The sequence below is a fragment of the Pseudobutyrivibrio sp. OR37 genome (assembly GCF_900113655.1).
GTDB lineage: Bacteria > Bacillota > Clostridia > Lachnospirales > Lachnospiraceae > Pseudobutyrivibrio.
This window is the reverse complement of the sequence record NZ_FOQF01000017.1, coordinates 19,170-40,945: the sequence shown is the minus strand read 5'-3', so window position 1 is coordinate 40,945 and position 21,776 is coordinate 19,170. Positions and strand designations below refer to the sequence as shown.

Here is a 21,776-nt window from a genome sequence, read left to right as displayed (position 1 = left end):
ATTATGAAAAGAGCATTTAGATATTTTTTAATTTCCATACTTTCAATCATTTTCACATTGATTGCAGTTGGAATTATTTATATAGTTGCTGATACACACAGCAGAATCAAGCTTCAGGATAATAAGGAAACCTACTCTACCGAGGAGGTTAAGGAGCTTATGAGTGAGGCAAAGGCAGAGGGCCGCAAAGGCGTTTTGGATTCTATAAAGGAATCTTTAGAAAACGGAAATACGGTTATTTCTGTGCTGAAATCTTTATATCCTGAATACATAATTGTTGCAGCTAATTCTAAATATAATTTCGTGGAAATTAATGAGGATTTGACTAAAAATAATTTTAATATAGACAATCTTTCAGAGGATGAAAATGGACGCTATGTATACACAAAGGATGGAGAGCAGGCATCGCGTTTTGGAATAGATGTAAGCTCACATCAGGGAGATATTGACTGGCAGGCAGTTAAGGCAGAAGGTGTAGAATTTGCATTCGTAAGAGCTGTTTACAGAGGCTACGGTACAGGAAAGCTTGTAATCGATGAAAAATGCATTCAAAACATTGAAGGTGCCCAAGCTGCTGGAATTGATGTTGGAGTATATGTTTTCTCCCAGGCTATCAATCAGGCCGAGGTACTTGAAGAAGCCTCTACAGTTATAGGCTTACTTAACGGATATTCACTTCAGCTTCCTATCGTATTTGATGTTGAAAAGGTGGCAGACCAAAGCGCTAGAACCAATGCTCTTTCTGTGCAGGAGCGTACTGATCTTACCAAGACATTCTTAGAAGCTGTTAAAAATGCTGGATATCAGCCAATGTTTTATCACAATACAGAAATGGGAGCAATGCTTCTTGATTTAACACAGCTCACCGAATATCCAAAATGGTTTGCTGGCTATAACAAAGAATTCTACTGGCCATACGAATACGAAATTTGGCAGTACTCTGAAACAGGTCGTGTTGAAGGAATTAACGGAAACGTTGATTTAGATATTTGGCTACAATAAAAAACACCCCATAGGTAACAATCTATAATAATTCTTAAGCAAAGCTTTCTATGCTGAGCGTAGAATTATTATGATTGTTACCGTAATGGGGCGTTTTTTATTGCAATAATGTCTCAACAAGTTTGTCGTTATCGGATGGATTCATGAAGCAGAATCGGATGTAGTTTTCGCCAAGATAAGGGAAGGTAGAACAATCGCGAATCATGAGTCCTTTTTTGATGCATCGGTCAAATAGTTCGCCACTGGTTAAGCCATCCTCTAATATCTTCAGCAGCATAAAGTTGCCTTCTGGCTTATATGGTTTAAAGCGAGAGCTTTCTTCAAATATTTTATACAGGCGGTCACGCTCTGATGAAATAAGCTTTCTGGTTTTATTAATGTATTCCTCATCTGTAAACATTAATGTGCCGGCAACTACAGCAATGGAGTTGATAGTCCATGGGTCCTTACGCTTGTTGATTTCTGAAATCAAATCCTCGTTGGAACAGATGGCATAGCCTAAGCGAAGGCCAGGGGCAGCAAAGAATTTTGAGGTGCCACGTAAAATGGCAATATTGTTGTAGGTTCTTGTAAGACCTACAGCAGAAATCTTTGAAACATCCTCGGCAAATTCTACATAGGTTTCATCTACCATAACGAATATATGGAAGGCCATGCAGGCATCAAGAATCTTACGCATATCTGATGTATTGATGGCTGTTCCTGTAGGATTGTTTGGATTGCAAATGATAACCATATCAATGTCTTCTGATAATTTGCTAACAAAATCATTGGTATCAAGTAAAAATGAGTTTTCTTCCTTGAGTGGGTAGTAGATTGTTTTGCCACCAACCAATGAAATTTCTCTTTCGTATTCTGAATAAGTAGGTCCAAGGATAAGGGCCTTTTTAGGATTTTCGATTTTTACGAATAGAGAAATGAGCTCTGTTGAACCGTTTCCAACGATTACGTTTTCGGATTCGCAACCACAGTAAATAGCGATGCATTGACGAAGCGCAGAGTATTCTCTATCTGGGTATGTGGTGATGCAATCAATATGATCCTTGATGCCATCCCTCAGCTTTGAAGAAATCCCAAGTGGATTAACATTAGCAGAGAAGCTAATAATGTCCTCTTTTTTTATTCCATAAATCTTTTCGATTTTCTCTAAATCACTTCCGTGAAAATGGTCTTTATGTTTAATCATTGTAATCACCTCGCTTATATCATAGTAGCATCACTGGGAATAAATATCCATCTTTTTTGATGCTTATTCGTTTGAAAACACTACATGTTGTGCTATAATTTGATATGAATATGCTAGGAGTAGTGGGCAATGCCCGCAATCCTGGAGTAAACGAGGGAAATGTTTTGAGAAAAAGGATCTATCGTATATCCGAAGATAAATTCGATGATGTTAAACCAAATATAGAATTCGAACATGAGCAGATTGATGTAACCTGCTTTGTTTCTGATACCTTCAAGGGTGATATATATTTCAAGAGCTCTAATGATGTAAAGATTCGCGGTGTTATTTACTGTGATAATCCATACATTCAGATTGATGAGCCACTGTTTGACAGGGCTAATGTGCACATTACCTATAAAGTTGATGATTACAACTTTAAGGTGGGGGAGAAGCTAACAGGTAATTTCATTATTGTCGCAGTAGGAATCGAAAAGCGTATCCCATTTACCATTACTTATATTCAAAAGCCACTTACATCTTCATTAGGCCCTATTAACAGCCTTAATGATTATTTGGAGCTTGCACAGAATCACTTTACAGAAGCTGTTTCTATCTTTTATTCAGATAGATTTTCAGATTTTATTCGTACTCTAGACAAGAGAACCAGGCTTTTGTACCGCGGCTTCAAGGCTGCACCTATTGCTGCCTGCAATGTAGATGAGTTTTTGGTATCATGTGGCTTAAAGCCTAAAATGACCTTCGAGGTTGAAGAAAGAGTTGATAAATATTTCGAGGTTAAAGAAAACATTCGTGGTGAAATCGAAATAGTTCGCTCCACCTGGGGCTTTATAGATGTTGAGGTTAGCTGTGATGCTGATTTTGTTTCTATCGAAAAGGAACATATAACAGCTGATTTCTTCCTTGGTTCTATATTCAACATGAACTATTACATCCACAAGGATAAAATGCATGCCGGATTAAACCTTGCCAAAATCACTTTTGATTACAGAGATGTTCACAAGGAGATTACTATTATCGCCTCATCTCTTAAAGAGGGGGTAACCCTTGATTCCAAGGAGCACGATAAAAATATCGAAATCCTAAAGGCATGCCGATTTTACGAGGAGTTCAGACTTAGACGTATAACCACTCAAGTTTGGTGTCAGGAGACACGCGCTATTGTAGAAAAGCTTATAGATGAGTCTGAAGGAAATGATAATTTCTTGCTTCTTACAAAAGCATTTTTATATGTGACTAATAATCAAAAGCAGGAAGCTCTTTGGATTATCCAGGATTTAAAGCGTGAGATAGAAGATAAATCCAGCGCTGAATGGGCATTCTTGCTATATATCTGCACTCTTATTGAAAGAGAGGAAGAATACGTAGATAGATTGACCGATAATATCGAATCAATCTTTAGAGAGCATCCGGATGATGTAAGGATTTTCTGGTTCTTGCTATTCCTCAGAAAGGAATATATCAGGAATGCAACCGCAAAGCTTAGAGATATTGCAGGATGGGTTAATAGTGGGATTGATTCTCCACTTTTATACATCGAGGCCTATTATATTTACGTTCAAGACCCTTATCTTATCTCAGGGCTTGATGAATTCACCATCAAAATTTTAAATTGGGCCAGAAAAAAGAAGGCCATTTCTAAGGATATTGCAATCCAGATGATTCATATCCTTGAAAACGAGCGAAGCTTTAATCCAAAAATGCTTCCAATAATCGATAGCTGTTATGAAATCTATCCTGATTTGCAGCTATTATTGGCAATCGTCACCTATATTTTGAAGGCTAATTATGTTGAACCAAAGTTTTTAAAGTGGTTCAAGCTGGCCATTGAAGCCAATCTTCATGTATCAGGTATTTTTGAAGCCTACATGGATGCTATGCCTAATTATTCTGTAGATAAATTTCCGCAGTTGATTACCATGTTTTTCAAATACAACAACGATTTATCCTACGACAAAAAGGCTTTGCTTTACGCTAATATCATCCTGCACAGGGAGGATGATAACAAAACTTACGAGCACTATGAGGAGGCCATTGAAACCTTCGCTTTAGAGCAGCTTAAGCTAGGCAGATTGGATGAAAATCTTGCTGTCTGCTATCAGCGTTTGATGGAGCTTGGAATCTTCGATTCTGAGGTTGCTCGTTTGGTTTCAGATTTGGCTTTTAAGAAAAAGATTGCTGTAATAGATCCAAAGGTTAGACGAGTTTTCTTGTATCAGGAAGAGTTCAAGGCTCCAAGCATTGCAAATGTTTCGGACCACAAGGCATATCTTAATTATGTTGGCAGCAAGGGCGTGATATTCCTTGAGGACAACGAGGGAAATCTTTTTGTAGATGACGAATCTTACCTTGTAGAGGATGTTATTGATGCTACAGGTTATCTTGATAATCTTAAGGGTCTTACTCCTTTAAACATGGCTTATGTATTGATGGATTTTGAGAAGGGCTTTGATTTTAGCGCTCCTAACAAATCTACTGTGGATGCTGTAAAGCTTTTACTAGAGTCTAAACAGATTTCAAATGATTATATTGGCCATTTGTATCCAAAAATTATTGAGCTTTTCAGATTCAATGAGGAAGAGGCTTATGTTGAACGTTACTTTATGGAAGAGGCTGATTTAAAGGCGCTTAGTGCAGAAGTAATTGCCGATATTATTGACGTATTCGTGTCGCGAAGCAAATATGAGGAAGCCTACTACATGCTAAAGCACACCAATGGCACAAAGGTTAAGCCTGAGGTTATTTCAAAGCTTTGCAGGTATTTGATAAACGAAAAGCCAGATCAGTCTGATGATTTCTTGATTTTGCTTAGTGCATATTTGATTAATAAAGGCATTATACATGGTGAGGTGATTCACTACCTTATCAGATTCTACGTAGGACCTACAGACACGATGCTTCGTATATACGATAATGGCTTTGAAAAAGGCGAGGATGTGGTGGAATTTTCCGAGCGAATTCTTACACAGGTTCTCTATAGAGATTTCCTTTGTCCAGATATTATGAAGGTATTCGAGGCCTATGTCTCAAGAAGAAATAATAAAATGATTGTGGAAGCCTTCCTTACTTATCAGGCTCACAGCTATTTATCACAAGGTACAGTTGTACCAGAGGAGATTTTCGCTTTCATTTTCAATCGCTTCAAGAAGGGACTTAGTGTAAATGAAAGCATGAGAATTGCCTTGCTTAAATTCCTTTGTGAGCAAAAGGAGCTTGAGGAGGAAGAGCTTAATATGCTGGATATGCTTTTAGGTGACGCCATCCTTAAGAATCAATATTTTGGATTTTTCGTAAAGTGCAATGAAAAGCTTAAGATTAAATATCATCTCTATGACAAGCATTTTATAGAGATTAATACCGATAAACATAAATCTGTCGTAATCACCTATTCAATCAACGGAAGTACTCCTAAAGAGGATGATATGATTGAAATGTACGATGGCTTGTATGTAAAACAGTTTATTTTATTCTACGGCGATGAACTTCGTTATGAAATTTATTGCGATGATATTTCTGATGAGCCACTTAAGAGCGAGACAATCGTTATGAGTGATGAGCCAGATGTTAAAAATGGTCGTTTTGCCATTATGAATAATATCAGCAGATTCAATATGTATGGCGAGAATACAGAGCTTGCAGCTGCTTTAAAGCAGTATCAGGGCTTGGACGCTGTTACAAAAGATTTATTTACTATTATATAAGGCAGGATAAGTTATGAGTAATTCCCAGGGTGCTTATGTTGGAATAGATATTAATTCCAGAAACACAGTACTTAGCATTTACAAATCGAATATGGATGAGCCTACTACTGTGAGCACAGTTTTGGGAGAGGAAAACTATTCAATTCCTACAGTGCTTGCCAAGCGTAATGGAATGGGCCAATGGTTCTTTGGTGAGGAAGCAATCCTTAAAAGCAGAGTCAAGGAAGCTGTTATGGTGGAGGATTTATTTAACCTTGCACTTAGAGGCCAGCAGGTATTTTTAGATTCTGAAACTTACCAGGCCAAGGATCTTCTTGTAATCTACTTTAACAAGCTTTTTTCCATTCCAGGTCCAATGGCTGCCATGGGAGAAATAGAGAAGCTGATTATTTGTGTTGAGCAGGTAAATCTTGAGGTTATGGAGCTGATGAATTATGTGGCTTCAATGCTTAAGATTGATTCTAAAAGAATTATGCTTATAGACAGAAATGAGTGCTTTTATTATTACGCTCTTTCTGGCAAGCCAGAGCTGTTTCTGTATAGTGTGGCTCTATTTGATTACAGCGGCTCAAATATGGTTTCTGTAGTAATGAACAGAAATCAAACCACCCGCCCTCAGCTTATCACTTTGGATGTAGTTAATCATGGTGATATCAATGAAAACAAGGATGAAATGTTTGACGAAATCATTGCAGATACATTTGGCAGCAAATTGTTTTCTTCAGTATATCTAGTTGGAGATGGATTTGACGGAGACTGGATGAAGGTTAGTCTTTCCAGATTATGTAAGGGCCGTAAGGTTTTTCTTGGAAAGAATCTTTATTCAAAGGGTGCATGCTACGCAGGCTATGTAAAGGACGGTAAACGTGACTGGCCATTTATCTTCATTGGCGATAATGATTTAAAGCTAAATCTTTCTATAAAAATATTAGAAAACAATGTAATGAAATTTTTCACACTGATTGATGCAGGTCAAAGCTGGTATGATGCCAAGGGTGAATGTGAAGTGATTCTTGATGGAGAGCCTGAAATAGAGTTTTATCTTCAGCGCCCCGAGTCAAGAGAGGTTCACACGGATTTACTGGAATTATCCGATTTGCCAAAGCGTGAAAATCGTACTACAAGGCTTCGTATAGAGGCAAGACCTGTTTCAGATGTGGCGATTTCTATCGTAATTACGGATTTAGGATTTGGTGAAATCACTCCTGCATCAGGCAAGAGCTGGACACATACTATTTCCTTGAAGGGAGAGTAATGAGTACTTTAATTTATTGCAAAAATTCCATAGCAGCTTCTCCTTACTATATTGAGGAAGTATCCTTGAATGTTTATTCCTTAGAGGAGCTTAGCTATTACATAATAAATAATGTTTATTTGCTTTCTAGTAAGCTGATGAATACAGAACTATGTAACTGGATTGGTCGTGAGCTTAAAATGCCAAATTTGGCAAAGGAATTACACACCATGGTTCAGAACAATTCACCTTTACATATTTTCGTAGGTCATATACTTAGTGCAAATGGCTATGCTTCTAATAAAGAGATTAAGGATGCCTTGACCATCATAGCTACCTTCGAAAATAAATCCGAAGCTGAACGCAGAAAGCTTAGAGCAGATAGATTGATGGCATCGGGAAAGCTTGTAGATGCTATTTATGAATATGAAATATTGCTTTCAGAGGATATTGCAAGAACCATGCCACGTGTTGTAGAAGGGGATGTTTATCACAATCTTGGCTGCGCTTTTGCAAAGCTGTTTTTCTTCGAGGAGGCCATCAGATGCTTTGATGAAGGCTACAAACGTAATCTGAAAAAGCAGACACTATATCAACTATTATATTCTGCCAGATGTGCCAAGGATAAGGCAGCATTTGATGATTACGTTTTAAAATATCAGGTTCCGAGAACCGATGTTGAGGAAGTTCTGCAGGTAGTTAGCAGGGCTACTTCAAAGGAAGATATTATTGGTTTTGATAATACGATAAATGACATGCTAAACGGAAACAACACTGAAGAGACATCAGAAACCATTAATAATGTTATTCAAAACTGGAAAAATGAATACATAAAATTATGTAGAATTTAATTGTATTTGGGGAGAAGTATATGGGATTCTTTTTTAACAACAAAAAGAAAAAAGAAGAAAGAGCAGCAAGAATTGACGACGCTTTTAACAGGGTTTACACCCAAATCGAAGGTTTGGGCAGTGTAGATGATCCTAAAAAGCTGGAACGTTATATTCTTGATTCCTGCGAGCAAATCATAGCTAGCACAAAGGCAATGGAACGTCAAAAGCTGGAGTATCGTATTGTTACCAGATATCTTAATGATATTAAGACAATCGAAAATCTTCCAAAGGATAAGGCGAAGGATTTGCGTTCCACTGCATCTAAAATAGTTGAGCTGGAGGAGAATCTTGTAAATGCAAGAGCTATCCAGCGAAATATATCTGATGAACAATTTGAAGTGATTTCTGAAGAAGAGGATAATATGCCAGAAATCATCAATCGTTTCACATCTGATGAAATATATCAGGCTAAATTGAAAAGAAATCTGTCTTATTTGGAAGGGGAAAAAAGCAGATGGGAGATAGAGCGGGAGGAGCTTCAATATCAGGTGAAGCTTTTTAGAAGGATGGCTGTGGCAATCATGGTTTCCTTTATGACTCTTATCATCCTTTTGGTAACCATGAATACTGCTACAGATGTAGATATTTCTATTTGGGTTTTTGCGGTTTTATTTATCTGCGCTGTAAGCGGTTTTATAGTTTTCCTAAGACAAAACAAAATAGCCAGGGAAAAGAAATTCGCAATAATCCATTTAAATCAATCCATAAGTATGCTAAACGTAGAACGCATGAAATATGTGAATGTAACAAACAGCGTTGAGTATTCTAAGGATAAATACTATGTAAATAATGCAGCCGAGCTTCAATATGTTTGGGAGCAGTATCAGGACAAGGTTCGTGATCAAATCAGGTACTTAGAAAACAATGAGGATTTAGAGTTCTACAGTAACAAGCTTGCTTCAATATTAGCAAGCCTTGGACTTGCAGACGACAAGATTTGGATAAACCAGATTAACGCACTTATAGATAGACAGGAGATGGCTGATTGCAGGCATAGACTTGTTACTCGTCGTAAAAAGATAAGGGAGAGATTAGAAGATCATCGCAGAATCGTCCAGGAAGAACGTGATGAAATAGATAGGCTCATGATAAGCCATGAGCACTATCTACCTGAAATTCAGGAAATCATCAAGTCTGTTGATAAGCTTTGTGGAACAAGCTCAAGCAACAAATTAGACGCATAATTATTTAAGAATGAAATCCATGTAAACTGGATTATGATCTGAATATTTAAAGCCTGTGTCTAAAACATTTGCCTTAAGCACCTCTACATTCGAAGATACGATAAAGCCATCAATTGTAAGTACAAAGGAATCCTTTGTATATGGTGAATCGGCATTACGGCAGGATGGAACAGGATTTGATTCATCAATTGGACCAACAAGTGTGAATACATCGTCTAATAATCCATCAGGGATTGGCTGAGCCCAGTTTTCGGTACTTGTAGTTCCGAAATAGGCTGATGAATCACCTAATACATCCTTATTCATATCGCCACCGGCGATAATGTAATTGCCCTTGTTGTATTCCTCCAGCATATCTTCATTTAAAATAACCACCTGGTTTGTTGCTGTAGATGGGTCTGTAGTATATGCAGAAAGATGTACATTATAAAGCACTAGCTGCTTGCCGTTTTCAAGTTCGATGTAGTTTTTGCAATAGCATCTATCAAGGTCGATAAGCTTTGAAAGTCCTTCCTCAATTGGAAGAGATTTACGATAAGAATCAGTGATAGTTGCTGGTGAAACTGTAAGTAATCCAGCCTTTGATTTACCATGAGGCTGAGTAAATGGATAAAGTAAAAATGGGCTGTCATAATTGATTGCAAAAGTATAATTTACATCACCAGTGCCAGCCTCCTTTAGGGCATCAACAATTAGAGCTTCCTCATCTACATGATAGCTTCGGGTGGAATCGAGGTCTACCTCCTGGAAGAGCATCAGGTTTGGAGAAAGGCTAAGAATGCTATCCATGGAACCAGCGATGTTTTCATGTACAGCTTCCTTTGAATAAGCCCAGGATTCAGTTCCGCCATCCATAAAGAAGGAGTAATCATCGGAATAAGCACCAAAGCCTAAGTTGGCAGATGTGATTCGATAAAGCTCCTCAGTTTTAAGGGTAGCTTCAGCTGCATCGCCATTTACATCAAGCTTCAAATTATCTTCAATACGATGATAAGATAAAAGAACATAAGCCACGTATGCGGCTAAGAAAATAATAATTGCCAAGATTACAATTAATATTGATTTAATGATTTTTTTTAACATATTTGTTTCCTTTCTTATTTATTAAAGGTATGATTAATATATCATAAAAATATGTAGAATTATGTTTTTTCATAATATATTAAAGAAAAATTCAAGGAGATGTTATGATTTACAAGATTAAAGAGTCACTAGAATTAAGATTAAATCTATCCTACATCACCATTCAGGGATTGTACTGGATGATTGTGTGTTGCACCATCAGCTTAGGCTCTGCGTATCTGTCAAACAGGGGCTATAGCACAGTGGGAATAGGAGCGTTGTTTGCCATTGCCTATCTTTTGGCAAGTGTATTGCAACAGCTAATTTCAGTTGAGACAGATAAAAGCACTCGCTTTAATGTGATTGATGTTTTAGCTGTTTTAGGTGTATTACTTGTAATTGATTTGTTATTTGGTGTTGGTACAGATGAAAAGGGCTTTGCCACAGGTTTTACCTTCTTAATAGCAGCAATGATTGCTACAATTATGCAACCATTTTTGAATGCATTGAATTTTCATATTGAAAAATATGATATTCACATGAATTATGGAGTTGCCCGTGCTAGTGGTTCATTTTTCTTTTTTATAATGAGTTTGATTGCAGGTAATCTTATGAAGGTGGCTTCAGAAAAGGCAGCAACAGTTCTAGGTCTTATTGTTACTGTTTTATTTGTAGCTAATGTTATCTGGATTTATTTTGAGCTTAAAAATACAGGCAAGGATCCTAAAAAAGAGTATGATCCATTTGAGACCACTACAACCACCTCAGATTCTTTTGATATAAATTCTATTAAGAATTTCATTGAAAAATATAGAATATTCTTCTTGTTCTTGGTCGGTGTTATGGGATTTTATTTTGGTCATGTGCTTATCAATAATTTCCTTTTCCAAATCACTGTAAATGTAGGTGGAGATGAGGCAGATACTGGTGGACTTTTAGCGCTTCAGGCTATTGTAGAGCTACCAGCTATGATTTTCTTTACTAAGCTTAAAGATTGGTTTGGCTCGAAAAAACTACTTTCAATTTCAGCCGTGTTTTATCTTGTAAAGATATTCGCTACTACAGTTGCAACCTCTGTTGGAATGTTGTATTTCAGTATGATTTTTCAGGCGCTGGCTTTTGCTATTTTTATTCCAGCATCAGTTCACTTTGTGGACGAAATCATGTCAAAGAAGGATGCAGTAAAGGGCCAGGCTTTTGTTACAGTAGCGATGACTTTAAGCAATCTTTTATCAAGTATTATCGGTGGAATTTTAATTAGATTGTGTGGCGTTACATTTTCATTATGGTTTGGAACAATAGTAACTTTAGGTGGTGTTGCCTTATCAATTTATGGACTTGTAAAAATAAAACAAAATTAATTAATATAAAGATAGATTTTTATAATGTAAATTGCTAAAATAACTATATAAGAATTGTAAAAAAGGATTAACATGGCTAAGTACAATATTGGTGGGTACATTTTCGACGATGAGAATAAAGCAAAAAAAGCCGCCAAAGAGCTTAAGCAAGTAGAGTATATCCTGGCACAAATCAAAGACTTAGATGAAAATGGTGTACTTACTGTTTACAAAAAGCTCTTGAAGCAAAGGCTTTTTTCCACTGAGATAGGTATGAGTTTCTTATCTCAACTTAGGCAAAATCTTGTTGGTTCAGGGGTTTTTACGGAAGAGGAAGTGCCAGAAGTTTATACTATCGAACAGTCTGAGCCTTCAAAGCCAACGCAGGTTCCTAAGGAGGAAAAAACTTCAACGGAAGAGGTCACTCCTAAAGAAAAACCAGATAAAAAGCCTAAAGCGAAGAAAGAAAAAGCCGATAAATCTATTGTGAGTTCTTCAGACCAGGCGATCATCAAAAGGCTGAAGCTCATTAATAGGATTTTATTAGTCCTTTGCATAACTTTATTGTTATGTGTAATAGGAATGTTTTTCGTAAACTCTACGATTAACAGTCCAACGATACTTGACTATGAAGATAAAATCTTAGACGAGTATTCATCGTGGGAACAGGAACTTTCTCAACGAGAGCAGGATCTTAATGAGAGAGAGAAGGCTCTCACGGAGAAGGAACTACAACGACAATAATTTTCAAGGATGGGGTTGTGTTATGTCAAAAAACAAAAATCTTGTGGCTGATGATGAAAGCCGAATGAGGAAGTTAATCAAAGATTATTTAGTAAGGGAAGATTACGAAGTAATCGAAGCAGAGAACGGGGAGCAGGCTCTTGATATGTTCTATATGGATAGCGAAATCGCTCTTATCATTTTAGATGTCATGATGCCTAAAGTAGATGGCTTTGCAGTACTGAAAGAAATCCGCGAAACTTCTTCCATCCCAGTTCTAATGCTTACAGCTAAGGGTGAAGAAAATGATGTGCTAAATGGTTTTGAGCTTGGTGCAGATGAATACATTAATAAACCATTTTCACCAAAAATTCTTATGGCTAGAGTTAATGCCGTTCTTCGTAGAAGTACAGATGATTCTATAGGTAAGAAGGTTGTTGAAGCAGGTGGCATCCAGTTAGATGTTGATGCTCATGTGGCAACAAACGATGGAAATCCTGTAGAGCTTTCTGTCAAGGAATTCGAACTTCTTTATTACTTCATTAACAATGAAGGAATTGCACTTTCAAGAGAAAAAATCCTTAATCATGTATGGGATTATGATTATTTTGGAGACGCGAGAACAATTGATACTCACGTTAAAAAGCTTCGTAGTAAGTTAGACGATAAAGGAAATTACATCAAAACTATTTGGGGCATGGGGTATAAATTTGAAGTCGACGCAAAAGTCTAGAAAAATTAATCGCCAAATTGTAGGATTGATAGTTGCAACCATTTTTGTATCATTGGTACTGGTTAGCGTACTGTCATCCTGCTTTTTAGGCGATTATTATATTTATGAAAAAAGAAAAGATATGAAGGCTATTTATGAAATCCTTTCTGAAAGGATTGATAATGGCCAGTTGTACGGGGAAGAAAATCTTTCTGAGACGGCAGCATTATTTGAAATGTATTCAGTTGCCTGCATTATTACAGGTGCTGACGGGGAGCCACTTGTCTCATCCAATACGGATTCTACTATTTTATTAAATCAGCTTAACTATGCAATGTTTTCAAATCATGAATCAGTAGATGTGATTAAGAGGACAGATTCTTACGCCATATTCACACAGCAATTTCCTGATTTAAAAGAAGAGTATCTTGTTATGCTAGGCGTTTTGCCAGATGGAAATATTTTGTTTGTGAGCGCTACTGAATCTTCTATGAATCATGTGACAGGCATTACAAATAAGTTTTTCTTTCACATGGCTATGGTTGCTATTGTATTTACAGCTATCATAGGTCATATTGTGATGGCTAGATTTACAAGTCCACTTATTAATCTTATTGATATTACAAAGCGTATTTCTAATTTTGATTTTGAAGCAAAATATGTTCCACAACGTATTTACAATGAAATAGATGATTTAGGTGAGCATATCAACGAAATGTCCACCACCTTAAAGCGTGCAATTACCCAACTTAAGGCTGCTAACGATAGCTTGAAGCATGATTTGGAGGTGAAGGAAGAGACGGAGAACATGAGAAAGGAATTTGTTTCAAATGTTTCTCATGAGCTTAAAACACCTATTGCTCTTATTCAAGGTTATGCAGAGGGCTTACAAGAGGGCATCATGGATGATGAAAACAGTAGGCAGATATATCTGGATATTATCATCGATGAAGCCAATAAAATGAATCGACTTGTACGTGAAATGCTTATTTTAAATCAGCTTGAAGCTGGCCAGATGAATATGGATTTGGTTGATTTCGATGTGACAGAAATGATAGATAGCATTGTAGATAGCAACAGAATTAATTTTGAGGCGCAAAATATAAAATACTCCTTTATTAACAAGACTGAGTGCTATGTTCATGCTGATGAATTTTTGGTAGAGCAGGTTATTACCAATTTTATTAGTAATGCTATCCATTATGTTATGAACGAGAACATAATTAATGTTAGGTATGATTTTGTAAAAAAAGGAAAAGTTCGAATTAGTGTATTCAATTCAGGTAATAATATCTCCAAGAAGGATATAAAGCGCATTTGGGAAAAATTCTATAAGGCCGATAAAGCTAGAAGTCGTGAATATGGCGGCAGCGGTATAGGTTTGTCGGTTGTTAAGGCTACAATGGAGCTTTTACATGAGAAGTTTGGAGTGGAAAATATGCCAGACGGAGTTGAATTTTGGTGCGAGTTAACTTTAGCAAAAGACACAAAAATCAACAAAAATTCATAGAATTTTCTGATTTTTCACATTGAAGTATACACATATTAATGCTAATATACCATTAATGATTAGTTTATTCTTCTAGGAGTAAGTATGAAATTTAAAAGATTTTACTTTTTTATTTCGATAGTGTGTATAGCTTTAATTTTCACAGGTTGTGGTGAGCCATTATATGCTATGACCGAAGAGGAAGAGGCTATTATTGCTGCTTATGCTTCAAAAACAGTTTCTAAATTTAATCAAAATCAGACAATCGGCATAGCAAATGCCAGAGTTCGTACTGGGGAGCTGGAGGAGGATTATACTCCAGGTGTTCCAGAGGAGGAGGCTACTGAAGAGCCTGTAGAGGACACAGAACAAGAGGTTAAGCTTGATCCTGAGACTGGCGAGCCAATAGAAGGTGAGGAAGCAGAAGAAGGCGCAGAAGATAGTAGCTTGGATGAAGGAGGCTATTCATTTACAAGTGCAGTAGATATTCCTGGTGTAGAATTCACATGTTCAGAATTTGATGTTTCACCAGAATACAAAACAAAGAGTTTTTTGCTTGAAAAAGTTTCTGGAAAGAAGTATATAGTTTTATCTATTTCAGCAGAAAATACTTCTAATTCATCTGTAGATTTTTCAAAGTATTCAGATAGAAGTTATAGCCTATCCCTTAACGGCGGTGAGAAAACCAATAATCTATTCACTCCATTGGGAAATGACTTGGCAAATTTTGATGGTTTACTGGCAGCTGGTGATACAAAATCATTTGTTTTAGTATTTTTATACAGCGATTCGTCAGTAGAAAATATAACTTCCTTGGAGCTATTCGTTACAAGTGAAGGCACCACTAGAGGGACAACCATATAAATCATTATTGATTTAAGTGAGAGGAGATTTGCATGGATACTAATATTTTATTGGAATCGGGCACTAACGAACTTGAGGTACTTGAGTTCAAGGTTGGCAAAAATTTCTATGGAATTAACGTTGCCAAGATCAGGGAGATTTTGTTGTATCAACCAGTTACACCATTGCCAAACGCTCATCCTTGTATCGAAGGAATCTTTATGCCAAGAGATATTATGATTTCCGTTATTTCTCTACGCAAGTGTTTGAATATCACTGATGAAGCTCCTAATGATGGTCTTTTTATTATTACAAACTTCAACAGTTTGAATACAGCTTTCCATGTTGATGAGGTTCTTGGAATTCATCGTGTATCTTGGGAAGATATTATTAAACCAGATGCTACCATTAGTTCAGATGAATCCGGCGTATCTACCGGTGTAATCAAACTGGAAGATAGACTTGTTGTTATCCTTGACTTCGAGAAAATCGTTACAGATATCAATCCTGAGACTGGTCTTAAGGTATCAGAAATGGATGATTATGAGTCTAGAGATAGAAGCAAATCACCAATCCTTCTTTGTGAGGATTCACCACTTCTTTCAAAGCTTATTGTTGAGTGCTTAAAGAAGGCAGGTTATACAAATCTTATTGTCAATATGAACGGCCAAGAGGGCTGGGACAAGCTGGTTGAATTACATAAAAAGGGAACAGTGCTTAATGACGTTCATCTTATCATTACTGATATTGAGATGCCTCTTATGGATGGCCACAGATTATGTAAGCTTGTTAAAGAGAATGAAACAATGAAGAATATTCCGCTTATCATTTTCTCATCTCTGATTAATGATGAAATTAGACGTAAGGGCGAGAGCTTAGGAGCTGATGCACAGCTTACAAAACCAGAGATTGGAAAACTTATAGCCGTTGTTGATGATTTGGTGGCTAAATATGAGGGTGCTCGAAAGGCTAATTCATAATTAAATATTAGGGGTATGCAAGGCATGCCCCTTTTTTAGTATAGGGAGGAAAAATGAATGTCTCAGTCGGAGGACTACTTAGATGGACTACTTAATTCAATAAATAAGGCTAAGACTGATGCTATACAGGTTCAAGAAAAAGCTGAGAAAAAACAACAGGAGGCCACAGAAAGCAGAAAAGCTGTAGCCTACAACGAGGATTTTTTCGAAGCTACTGGAATCAATGTAGATGAAATTCAGACGAAAAGCTCACATCCTTACCTCAGACAGGTTCTATCTGAGGAGGATTTTTTGCGCAAATTTGAGGAAGAGCTGGAGTCTGATGATGTCGATTTATTTATAAGTAATTTTGAACAGGAAATTGATGATGATGAGCGTCATTTCCAGGAGACAGGTGAGGTGCCTGAATCCGATGGAATTGTTGATGCTCTTTTGAATAATAAGCCTATTGTAAAGCAGGACGTGCAAAAAACGCAGGAAGCTGCTGAGGAAATGCCTATTTCTTTGGATGATGAGATACATGAAGAGGTGGAGGAGCCTGTAGAAGAAATAGAAGAGTCAGTTTCCCAGGAAAGTAGTGAGGGACCAGTATTAGAAGATGACGATGCTCCTTTAGAGCTTCCTGACGATGACGATATTGATTTGTCTGCATTTATGGAAGAAAGCGATGAGGATGAAGTAGAAGCTTCTTTAGAGGAGACTGCTGAAGCCAAAGAGGATGCTGGGGAGTCGTCTGAAGAGGATGATGATTTAGGCTTCTCACTGGACGACATGGTGGAGGATACCGAAGAGGAGCCTCTTGATGAATCCTTGAAGGAATTTATGCCTGATGAAATGGACGCTTTGGACGAGGCAGAATTTGGAGAAGGGGAAGAGCCAGACCTTTCCGGAGACGGAGATTTGGATTTAGATAATCTGTTAGAAGGAGATGAAGATTTATTAGATATTCAATCTCTTTTAAACGGTGATGAAGAAGGGGCTGCCGAGGGCGCCGATATAGACGATAGTGCGGAAGGCACCGAAGGGGAATCAGAAGCTGAAGAGGCTGATGATGGAGGCAAGAAGAAGAAGGGCAAAAAAGAAAAGAAGGAAAAGAAGAAAAAGGAAAAAGGCGAAAAAAAGCCAAATCCTATAGTGCAAAAGCTTTTATTAATTCTTTTTGGACCGCCTGATGAGGATGAAATAGCAGAGGCGGAGGAAGCAGCAAGAAAGGCTGCCGAGGTTACCTATGACGAAGATGGAAATCCTGTGGTTCCAGAGGATCCAAAGGAAAAGAAAAAACGTCTAAAGGAAGAAAAGAAGGCCGCAAAGGAAGCAGCCAAGAAGGAAAAAGAAGCGGCTAAAAAGGAGAAGGAGGCAGCTAAAAAAGATAAGCCACCAAAACCTCCAAAGCCTAAAAAGGAGAAAAAACCAAAAGAACCAGATAATTCTCCTAAAATTCCTATTTCCATTATTGCTACATTTCTGTTATTATCTATATCAATAATTGGTGTAGTAATGGTGGGCATGACCTTTACGGGACTGAAACGTCACATGGAACAGGCCAACGAGCTGTTTGAAGCTGGTGATTATATTGCAGCTTACGAAAAGCTTAACGGTTTTGATTTCAAGAGTGATGAAAAGGTTGAACTATTAAGGAATCAAGCTAGAACCTTAGCTGATTTGCAGACTTGTCAGCAACAGTACGAGGCATTCATTGCATATGAGCAGTATCCATACGCACTAGATGCTTTAATTATCGGTGTAGGCCGATATGAAAAGTACAAAGACGAGGCCGCGGAATACGGAATTGCAGATCAATATGACGCATATCATACTCAGATTGTTCAAGAATTAAATGATCAGTTTAAACTTTCTGAAGAGGACGCTTTGGCCATTTATAAGCAACCTAACCGACATTACTATACTATAGAACTTAGAAAGGTGCTGAGAGGCTTAGGGTTACCGGATTTATGATAGCGATACTTGATTACGATGCAGGAAATATTAAAAGTGTAGAAAAAGCATTCAAAATCCTTGGTGAGGAAACTGTCCTCACCAGGGATTTTAGTGTTATTAAAAAAGCCGACCGTTTGGTATTACCAGGAGTCGGCTCTTTTGCTGCCGCCATGGAAAATCTTAAGAAATATGAGCTTGATAAGGCAATTCATGAATTTGTTGTCACAGGCAAGCCGTTTCTTGGAATATGTTTAGGCTTACAGCTTTTGTTTGAATCATCCGAGGAATCACCTGGTGTAGAGGGCTTACATGTTCTTGACGGAATTGTAAAGAGGATTCCTGACAGTGAAGGAATCAAGGTTCCTCATATTGGTTGGAACTCTTTAGATTTTCCTAATGAAGGCCACTTATTTAATGGAATAGATGAGGGGGCTTTTGTTTATTTTGTACATTCATATTATCTACAGGCTAAAGATTCATCCATTGTTACCGCCACCACAGAATATGGCTGTCACATCCATGCCTCTGTAGAAAAGGGTAACATATTTGCCTGTCAGTTCCATCCAGAAAAATCCTCTAATGTAGGATTAAAAATTCTTAAAAACTTTGCTACCCAATAGCCTTCCCCCTCTGGGGTTGCTAGGCTCCAGTGGAGCCTGTTTAGCAACGACCGAGCCGGGAGGCGAGACAAGGTGGCTCGAAGAGCCGGATGAGGGTACTCAATACTATAGGAGAATAATATGTTCACAAAACGCATAATTCCCTGCCTGGACGTAAAAGATGGCAGAGTAGTAAAAGGTGTTAATTTCGTAGATTTAAAAGACGCAGGTGACCCAGTAGAAATAGCCGCAGCCTACGATAAAGCTGGTGCAGATGAGGTGGTATTTTTGGATATCACAGCATCATCTGATGGTAGAAACACTGTTGTAGATATGGTGAGGCGTGTAGCAGAACAGGTATTTATCCCATTCACTGTAGGAGGTGGTATCCGTACAGTAGATGATTTTAAGGCCTTGCTTAGAGAAGGTGCAGATAAAATATCTGTTAACTCAGCCGCAATCGACAATCCAAGATTAATAGCAGACGCAGCAGATAAATTTGGAAGTCAGTGTGTAGTGGTAGCTATTGATGCAAAAAAGCGTTCTGATGGAGGCTTCAATATCTATAAACATGGCGGTCGATTAGATTGTGGAATCGATGCTGTGGAGTGGGCCCTTCAGGCAGAAAAGCTTGGAGCTGGAGAAATACTTCTTACATCCATGGATTGCGATGGCACCAAGGCTGGCTTTGATATAGAGCTTACTCGTGCTATTTCTAGTGCTGTATCAATACCTGTTATAGCATCTGGTGGAGCTGGTACTATGGAGCATTTTAAAGATGCTCTTACAATCGGCGGCGCCGATGCAGCCTTAGCCGCGTCCTTGTTCCACTATAAAGAGCTTGAAATAAAGGATTTAAAGGAATATTTGAAAAGGCAGGGAATACCAGTAAGATTATAAAATCCCTGTTCACAGAATAAACAAAAGAATTTAGTATTATATCTATAAGTATAAGTATGTAATGACATAATGAACAAGGATGTTCAGGTTTTATAATCAAAGGAGTGATGTTTATGTCTTTAACTATTAATTCTTTTGGCAATAATTCTATCTATTCATTGTTTGGTGGAAATAATTCATCAGGCGTGAATTCCATGTTTGGAGGACTTGAAGGTTCTCTTACAAACTTAACCCAAATTAAATCAGGTTCATACGGAAAGCTTGTGAAAGCATATTATTCAAAATATGATGATGAAGGCAATTTGAAATCAGATACAGGTAAGAAGTCTAAAAAAGTAGATACAAATCTTAGCGAAATCCGAAATGACACCAGCGCTTTGAGTAAGGCTACGGATAAGCTGTTAGCAAAGGGCAAAAATTCTATTTGGGAAGAAGTGGAAACCACTGATGAAGAGGGCAAGACCACCAAGGATTACGACAAGGAAGCAATTTACAAGGCTGTAAAGGATTTTGCGGATAAGTATAATTCATTAGTTGATAGCGGTCAAAAGTCCGATAATACAGGCGTTTTAACACAGGTTGCAGCAATGGTTACAACCTCTGCTAAATCTGCTCAAACACTTGGCAAGGCTGGAATTACGATTGATAAGGATAACCATTTACAGGTAGATGAAGATTTCCTTAAGAATAAGGCAAATATGACCTACGTAAAGGATTTATTCAACGGAACCGGAAGCTATGCTTACCAGGTAGCCACAAAATCCTCAATGGCTAATTCCTATGCAGGAAATGAATTGGCAAGCATCACAGGCCGTAAATCCTACACCAACACCGGCGACTATTCCTTATCCGCCGACGACATGTTAAGTAAATTCAACACCCAAACGTAGCCCTAATATGGGATTCATAAAAGAAAGTATAAATAGCTTGTAGCTAACAATGAAAAGTATTACTCAAGGAGCAATCTCGCGACGGAGTAATACTTTTTATTGTTAGCGTAACAAGCGAGCTAAAAAAAGTTGAAAATAGCTGGTAGGTAACAAGGATAATATTTCCTAAGGAAGACATTCTTAGTCGACTGAGGAAATATTATACTTGTGACCGTAACCAGCGAGCCAAATAACTTAATTATTTGATGTATTTTAGGGTAGACACAGACTGTGGGTTCAGTTATAATTTGTGGCGGAAAATGTATTAAAGGAGGAACCCATGGTAGTAAAATCTTTAGCTAGAGAATTATCAGAGACCACGTATCCAGGCAGAGGCATTGTCATTGGCCGTTCAGAAGACGGAACCAAGGCTGTCTCTGCTTATTTTATTATGGGGCGTTCTGAGAATTCAAGAAACAGAGTTTTTGTAGAGGACGGAAAGGGCATTCGTACAGAGGCATTCGACCCATCAAAGCTTACAGACCCATCACTTATCATTTATGCACCTGTCAGAGTGCTAGGAAATGACACAATCGTTACAAACGGTGATCAGACTGATACTATTTATGAGTACATGCAAAAGGGAGAGACTTTCGAGCAGACACTTCGCAGACGCGAATTTGAGCCAGACGGTCCTAATTTTACACCTCGTATTTCAGGTCTACTTCACATCGAAAACGGCGAGTTTTCTTATTTAATGTCAATTCTTAAGTCCAACATGGGCGACAGCGATTCATGTAATAGATACACATTTGATTATTCCAATCCAAAGCCAGGTACCGGCAGATTTATTCACACCTATATGAACGATGGCAATCCACTTCCATCATACGAAGGAGAGCCAACACCAATTGAAATTTCAGGCAACATCGATGAGTTTACCGATATGATTTGGTCAAACCTTAATATGGATAATAAGGTTTCACTTTTCGTACGTTACATCGACATCGCAACCGGCACTGTCGACACCCGAATCATAAATAAAAACGTAAGGGCGTAAGGAATAGTTTAATTGGATTATTAGATGAGCAAGTAGCTATCAAGCTTTAAGTGTTGCCGAA

General features: G+C 37.7%; 18 protein-coding genes. 16 read left to right on the top strand and 2 right to left on the bottom strand.

Going from position 1 to position 21,776, the window contains the following annotated elements; all coding sequences use genetic code 11:
• Positions 1-3: 3 nt before the first annotated feature.
• Positions 4-1,002, top strand: coding sequence for a glycoside hydrolase family 25 protein (locus BM097_RS09275; protein ID WP_090548433.1), 999 nt, complete (start codon positions 4-6; stop codon positions 1,000-1,002).
• Positions 1,003-1,099: 97 nt separating this feature from the next.
• Here BM097_RS09275 and BM097_RS09270 read toward each other — a convergent pair whose 3' ends face one another.
• On the bottom strand, positions 1,100-2,188 hold the full coding sequence (locus BM097_RS09270) for a pyridoxal phosphate-dependent aminotransferase (RefSeq protein WP_090548432.1): 1,089 nt from the start codon (positions 2,186-2,188) through the stop codon (positions 1,100-1,102).
• 164 nt (positions 2,189-2,352) lie between these two features.
• On the opposite strand from BM097_RS09270, the gene BM097_RS09265 reads away from it, so the two are divergent.
• From BM097_RS09265 to BM097_RS09250, 4 genes are read left to right on the top strand one after another with little or no spacing between them, the layout of a single operon-like run.
• Entirely contained in the window at positions 2,353-5,889 is a 3,537-nt protein-coding gene (locus tag BM097_RS09265) for a DUF5717 family protein (protein ID WP_143084975.1), read from the top strand.
• A 13-nt stretch (positions 5,890-5,902) separates the two neighbouring features.
• Positions 5,903-7,144 carry a DUF5716 family protein gene (locus BM097_RS09260; RefSeq protein WP_090548430.1) on the top strand — a complete coding sequence of 414 codons (1,242 nt, stop codon included), beginning with the start codon at positions 5,903-5,905 and terminating at the stop codon, positions 7,142-7,144.
• Positions 7,144-7,974, top strand: coding sequence for a hypothetical protein (locus tag BM097_RS09255; RefSeq protein WP_090548429.1), 831 nt, complete (start codon positions 7,144-7,146; stop codon positions 7,972-7,974). Before BM097_RS09260 ends, BM097_RS09255 begins: the two co-directional genes overlap by 1 nt.
• A 20-nt stretch (positions 7,975-7,994) precedes the next feature.
• A complete protein-coding gene (locus BM097_RS09250) occupies positions 7,995-9,200 on the top strand; it encodes a hypothetical protein (RefSeq protein WP_090548427.1) in 1,206 nt (401 codons plus the stop codon).
• Here BM097_RS09250 and BM097_RS09245 read toward each other — a convergent pair whose 3' ends face one another.
• Complete coding sequence (locus BM097_RS09245; protein WP_090548425.1) at positions 9,201-10,283, bottom strand: exonuclease/endonuclease/phosphatase family protein; 1,083 nt, start codon at positions 10,281-10,283, stop codon at positions 9,201-9,203. It lies immediately after the preceding gene.
• 104 nt (positions 10,284-10,387) lie between these two features.
• On the opposite strand from BM097_RS09245, the gene BM097_RS09240 reads away from it, so the two are divergent.
• The 11 genes from BM097_RS09240 (at position 10,388) to BM097_RS09190 (ending at position 21,715) form a co-directional block, all read left to right on the top strand.
• Positions 10,388-11,623, top strand: coding sequence for an MFS transporter (locus BM097_RS09240; RefSeq protein WP_090548422.1), 1,236 nt, complete (start codon positions 10,388-10,390; stop codon positions 11,621-11,623).
• A 72-nt stretch (positions 11,624-11,695) separates the two neighbouring features.
• Complete coding sequence (locus BM097_RS09235; RefSeq protein WP_090548417.1) at positions 11,696-12,346, top strand: hypothetical protein; 651 nt, start codon at positions 11,696-11,698, stop codon at positions 12,344-12,346.
• Positions 12,347-12,368: 22 nt separating this feature from the next.
• Positions 12,369-13,058, top strand: a complete 690-nt coding sequence (locus BM097_RS09230) for a response regulator transcription factor (RefSeq protein ID WP_090548415.1) — start codon at positions 12,369-12,371, stop codon at positions 13,056-13,058.
• Positions 13,036-14,547, top strand: a complete 1,512-nt coding sequence (locus BM097_RS09225) for a sensor histidine kinase (protein ID WP_090548413.1) — start codon at positions 13,036-13,038, stop codon at positions 14,545-14,547. Before BM097_RS09230 ends, BM097_RS09225 begins: the two co-directional genes overlap by 23 nt.
• Before the next feature lie 84 nt (positions 14,548-14,631).
• The gene (locus tag BM097_RS09220) at positions 14,632-15,390 is read left to right on the top strand and encodes a hypothetical protein (RefSeq protein ID WP_090548408.1); all 759 of its coding nucleotides are present in this window, start codon (positions 14,632-14,634) and stop codon (positions 15,388-15,390) included.
• 32 nt (positions 15,391-15,422) lie between these two features.
• Positions 15,423-16,349 (top strand): chemotaxis protein, encoded by a 927-nt coding sequence (locus BM097_RS09215; RefSeq protein ID WP_090548405.1) that lies wholly within the window; start codon positions 15,423-15,425, stop codon positions 16,347-16,349.
• A gap of 57 nt (positions 16,350-16,406) precedes the next feature.
• Positions 16,407-18,305, top strand: a complete 1,899-nt coding sequence (locus BM097_RS09210; protein WP_090548402.1) for a hypothetical protein — start codon at positions 16,407-16,409, stop codon at positions 18,303-18,305.
• Entirely contained in the window at positions 18,302-18,907 is a 606-nt protein-coding gene (gene hisH / locus BM097_RS09205; protein WP_090548384.1) for an imidazole glycerol phosphate synthase subunit HisH, read from the top strand. The genes BM097_RS09210 and hisH overlap by 4 nt, the downstream gene beginning before the upstream one ends.
• Positions 18,908-19,027: 120 nt before the next feature.
• Positions 19,028-19,786 carry an imidazole glycerol phosphate synthase subunit HisF gene (gene hisF, locus BM097_RS09200; protein ID WP_090548381.1) on the top strand — a complete coding sequence of 253 codons (759 nt, stop codon included), beginning with the start codon at positions 19,028-19,030 and terminating at the stop codon, positions 19,784-19,786.
• A gap of 113 nt (positions 19,787-19,899) precedes the next feature.
• Complete coding sequence (locus tag BM097_RS09195) at positions 19,900-20,676, top strand: hypothetical protein (RefSeq protein ID WP_090548378.1); 777 nt, start codon at positions 19,900-19,902, stop codon at positions 20,674-20,676.
• Between the two features lie 319 nt (positions 20,677-20,995).
• Positions 20,996-21,715: an IMP cyclohydrolase gene (locus BM097_RS09190; RefSeq protein ID WP_090548377.1), complete on the top strand. Its 720-nt coding sequence runs from the start codon at positions 20,996-20,998 to the stop codon at positions 21,713-21,715.
• Positions 21,716-21,776: the final 61 nt, after the last annotated feature.

Excerpts from the sequence above, each read along its gene's own strand:
- BM097_RS09275 (WP_090548433.1), top strand. The coding sequence starts at position 4 with ATGAAAAGAGCATTTAGATATTTTTTAATTTCCATACTTTCAATCATT.
- BM097_RS09270 (WP_090548432.1), bottom strand. The coding sequence starts at position 2,188 with ATGATTAAACATAAAGACCATTTTCACGGAAGTGATTTAGAGAAAATC.
- BM097_RS09260 (WP_090548430.1), top strand. The coding sequence starts at position 5,903 with ATGAGTAATTCCCAGGGTGCTTATGTTGGAATAGATATTAATTCCAGA.
- BM097_RS09255 (WP_090548429.1), top strand. The coding sequence starts at position 7,144 with ATGAGTACTTTAATTTATTGCAAAAATTCCATAGCAGCTTCTCCTTAC.
- BM097_RS09250 (WP_090548427.1), top strand. The coding sequence starts at position 7,995 with ATGGGATTCTTTTTTAACAACAAAAAGAAAAAAGAAGAAAGAGCAGCA.
- BM097_RS09245 (WP_090548425.1), bottom strand. The coding sequence starts at position 10,283 with ATGTTAAAAAAAATCATTAAATCAATATTAATTGTAATCTTGGCAATT.
- BM097_RS09240 (WP_090548422.1), top strand. The coding sequence starts at position 10,388 with ATGATTTACAAGATTAAAGAGTCACTAGAATTAAGATTAAATCTATCC.
- BM097_RS09235 (WP_090548417.1), top strand. The coding sequence starts at position 11,696 with ATGGCTAAGTACAATATTGGTGGGTACATTTTCGACGATGAGAATAAA.
- BM097_RS09230 (WP_090548415.1), top strand. The coding sequence starts at position 12,369 with ATGTCAAAAAACAAAAATCTTGTGGCTGATGATGAAAGCCGAATGAGG.
- BM097_RS09220 (WP_090548408.1), top strand. The coding sequence starts at position 14,632 with ATGAAATTTAAAAGATTTTACTTTTTTATTTCGATAGTGTGTATAGCT.
- BM097_RS09215 (WP_090548405.1), top strand. The coding sequence starts at position 15,423 with ATGGATACTAATATTTTATTGGAATCGGGCACTAACGAACTTGAGGTA.
- BM097_RS09210 (WP_090548402.1), top strand. The coding sequence starts at position 16,407 with ATGTCTCAGTCGGAGGACTACTTAGATGGACTACTTAATTCAATAAAT.
- hisH (WP_090548384.1), top strand. The coding sequence starts at position 18,302 with ATGATAGCGATACTTGATTACGATGCAGGAAATATTAAAAGTGTAGAA.
- hisF (WP_090548381.1), top strand. The coding sequence starts at position 19,028 with ATGTTCACAAAACGCATAATTCCCTGCCTGGACGTAAAAGATGGCAGA.
- BM097_RS09195 (WP_090548378.1), top strand. The coding sequence starts at position 19,900 with ATGTCTTTAACTATTAATTCTTTTGGCAATAATTCTATCTATTCATTG.
- BM097_RS09190 (WP_090548377.1), top strand. The coding sequence starts at position 20,996 with ATGGTAGTAAAATCTTTAGCTAGAGAATTATCAGAGACCACGTATCCA.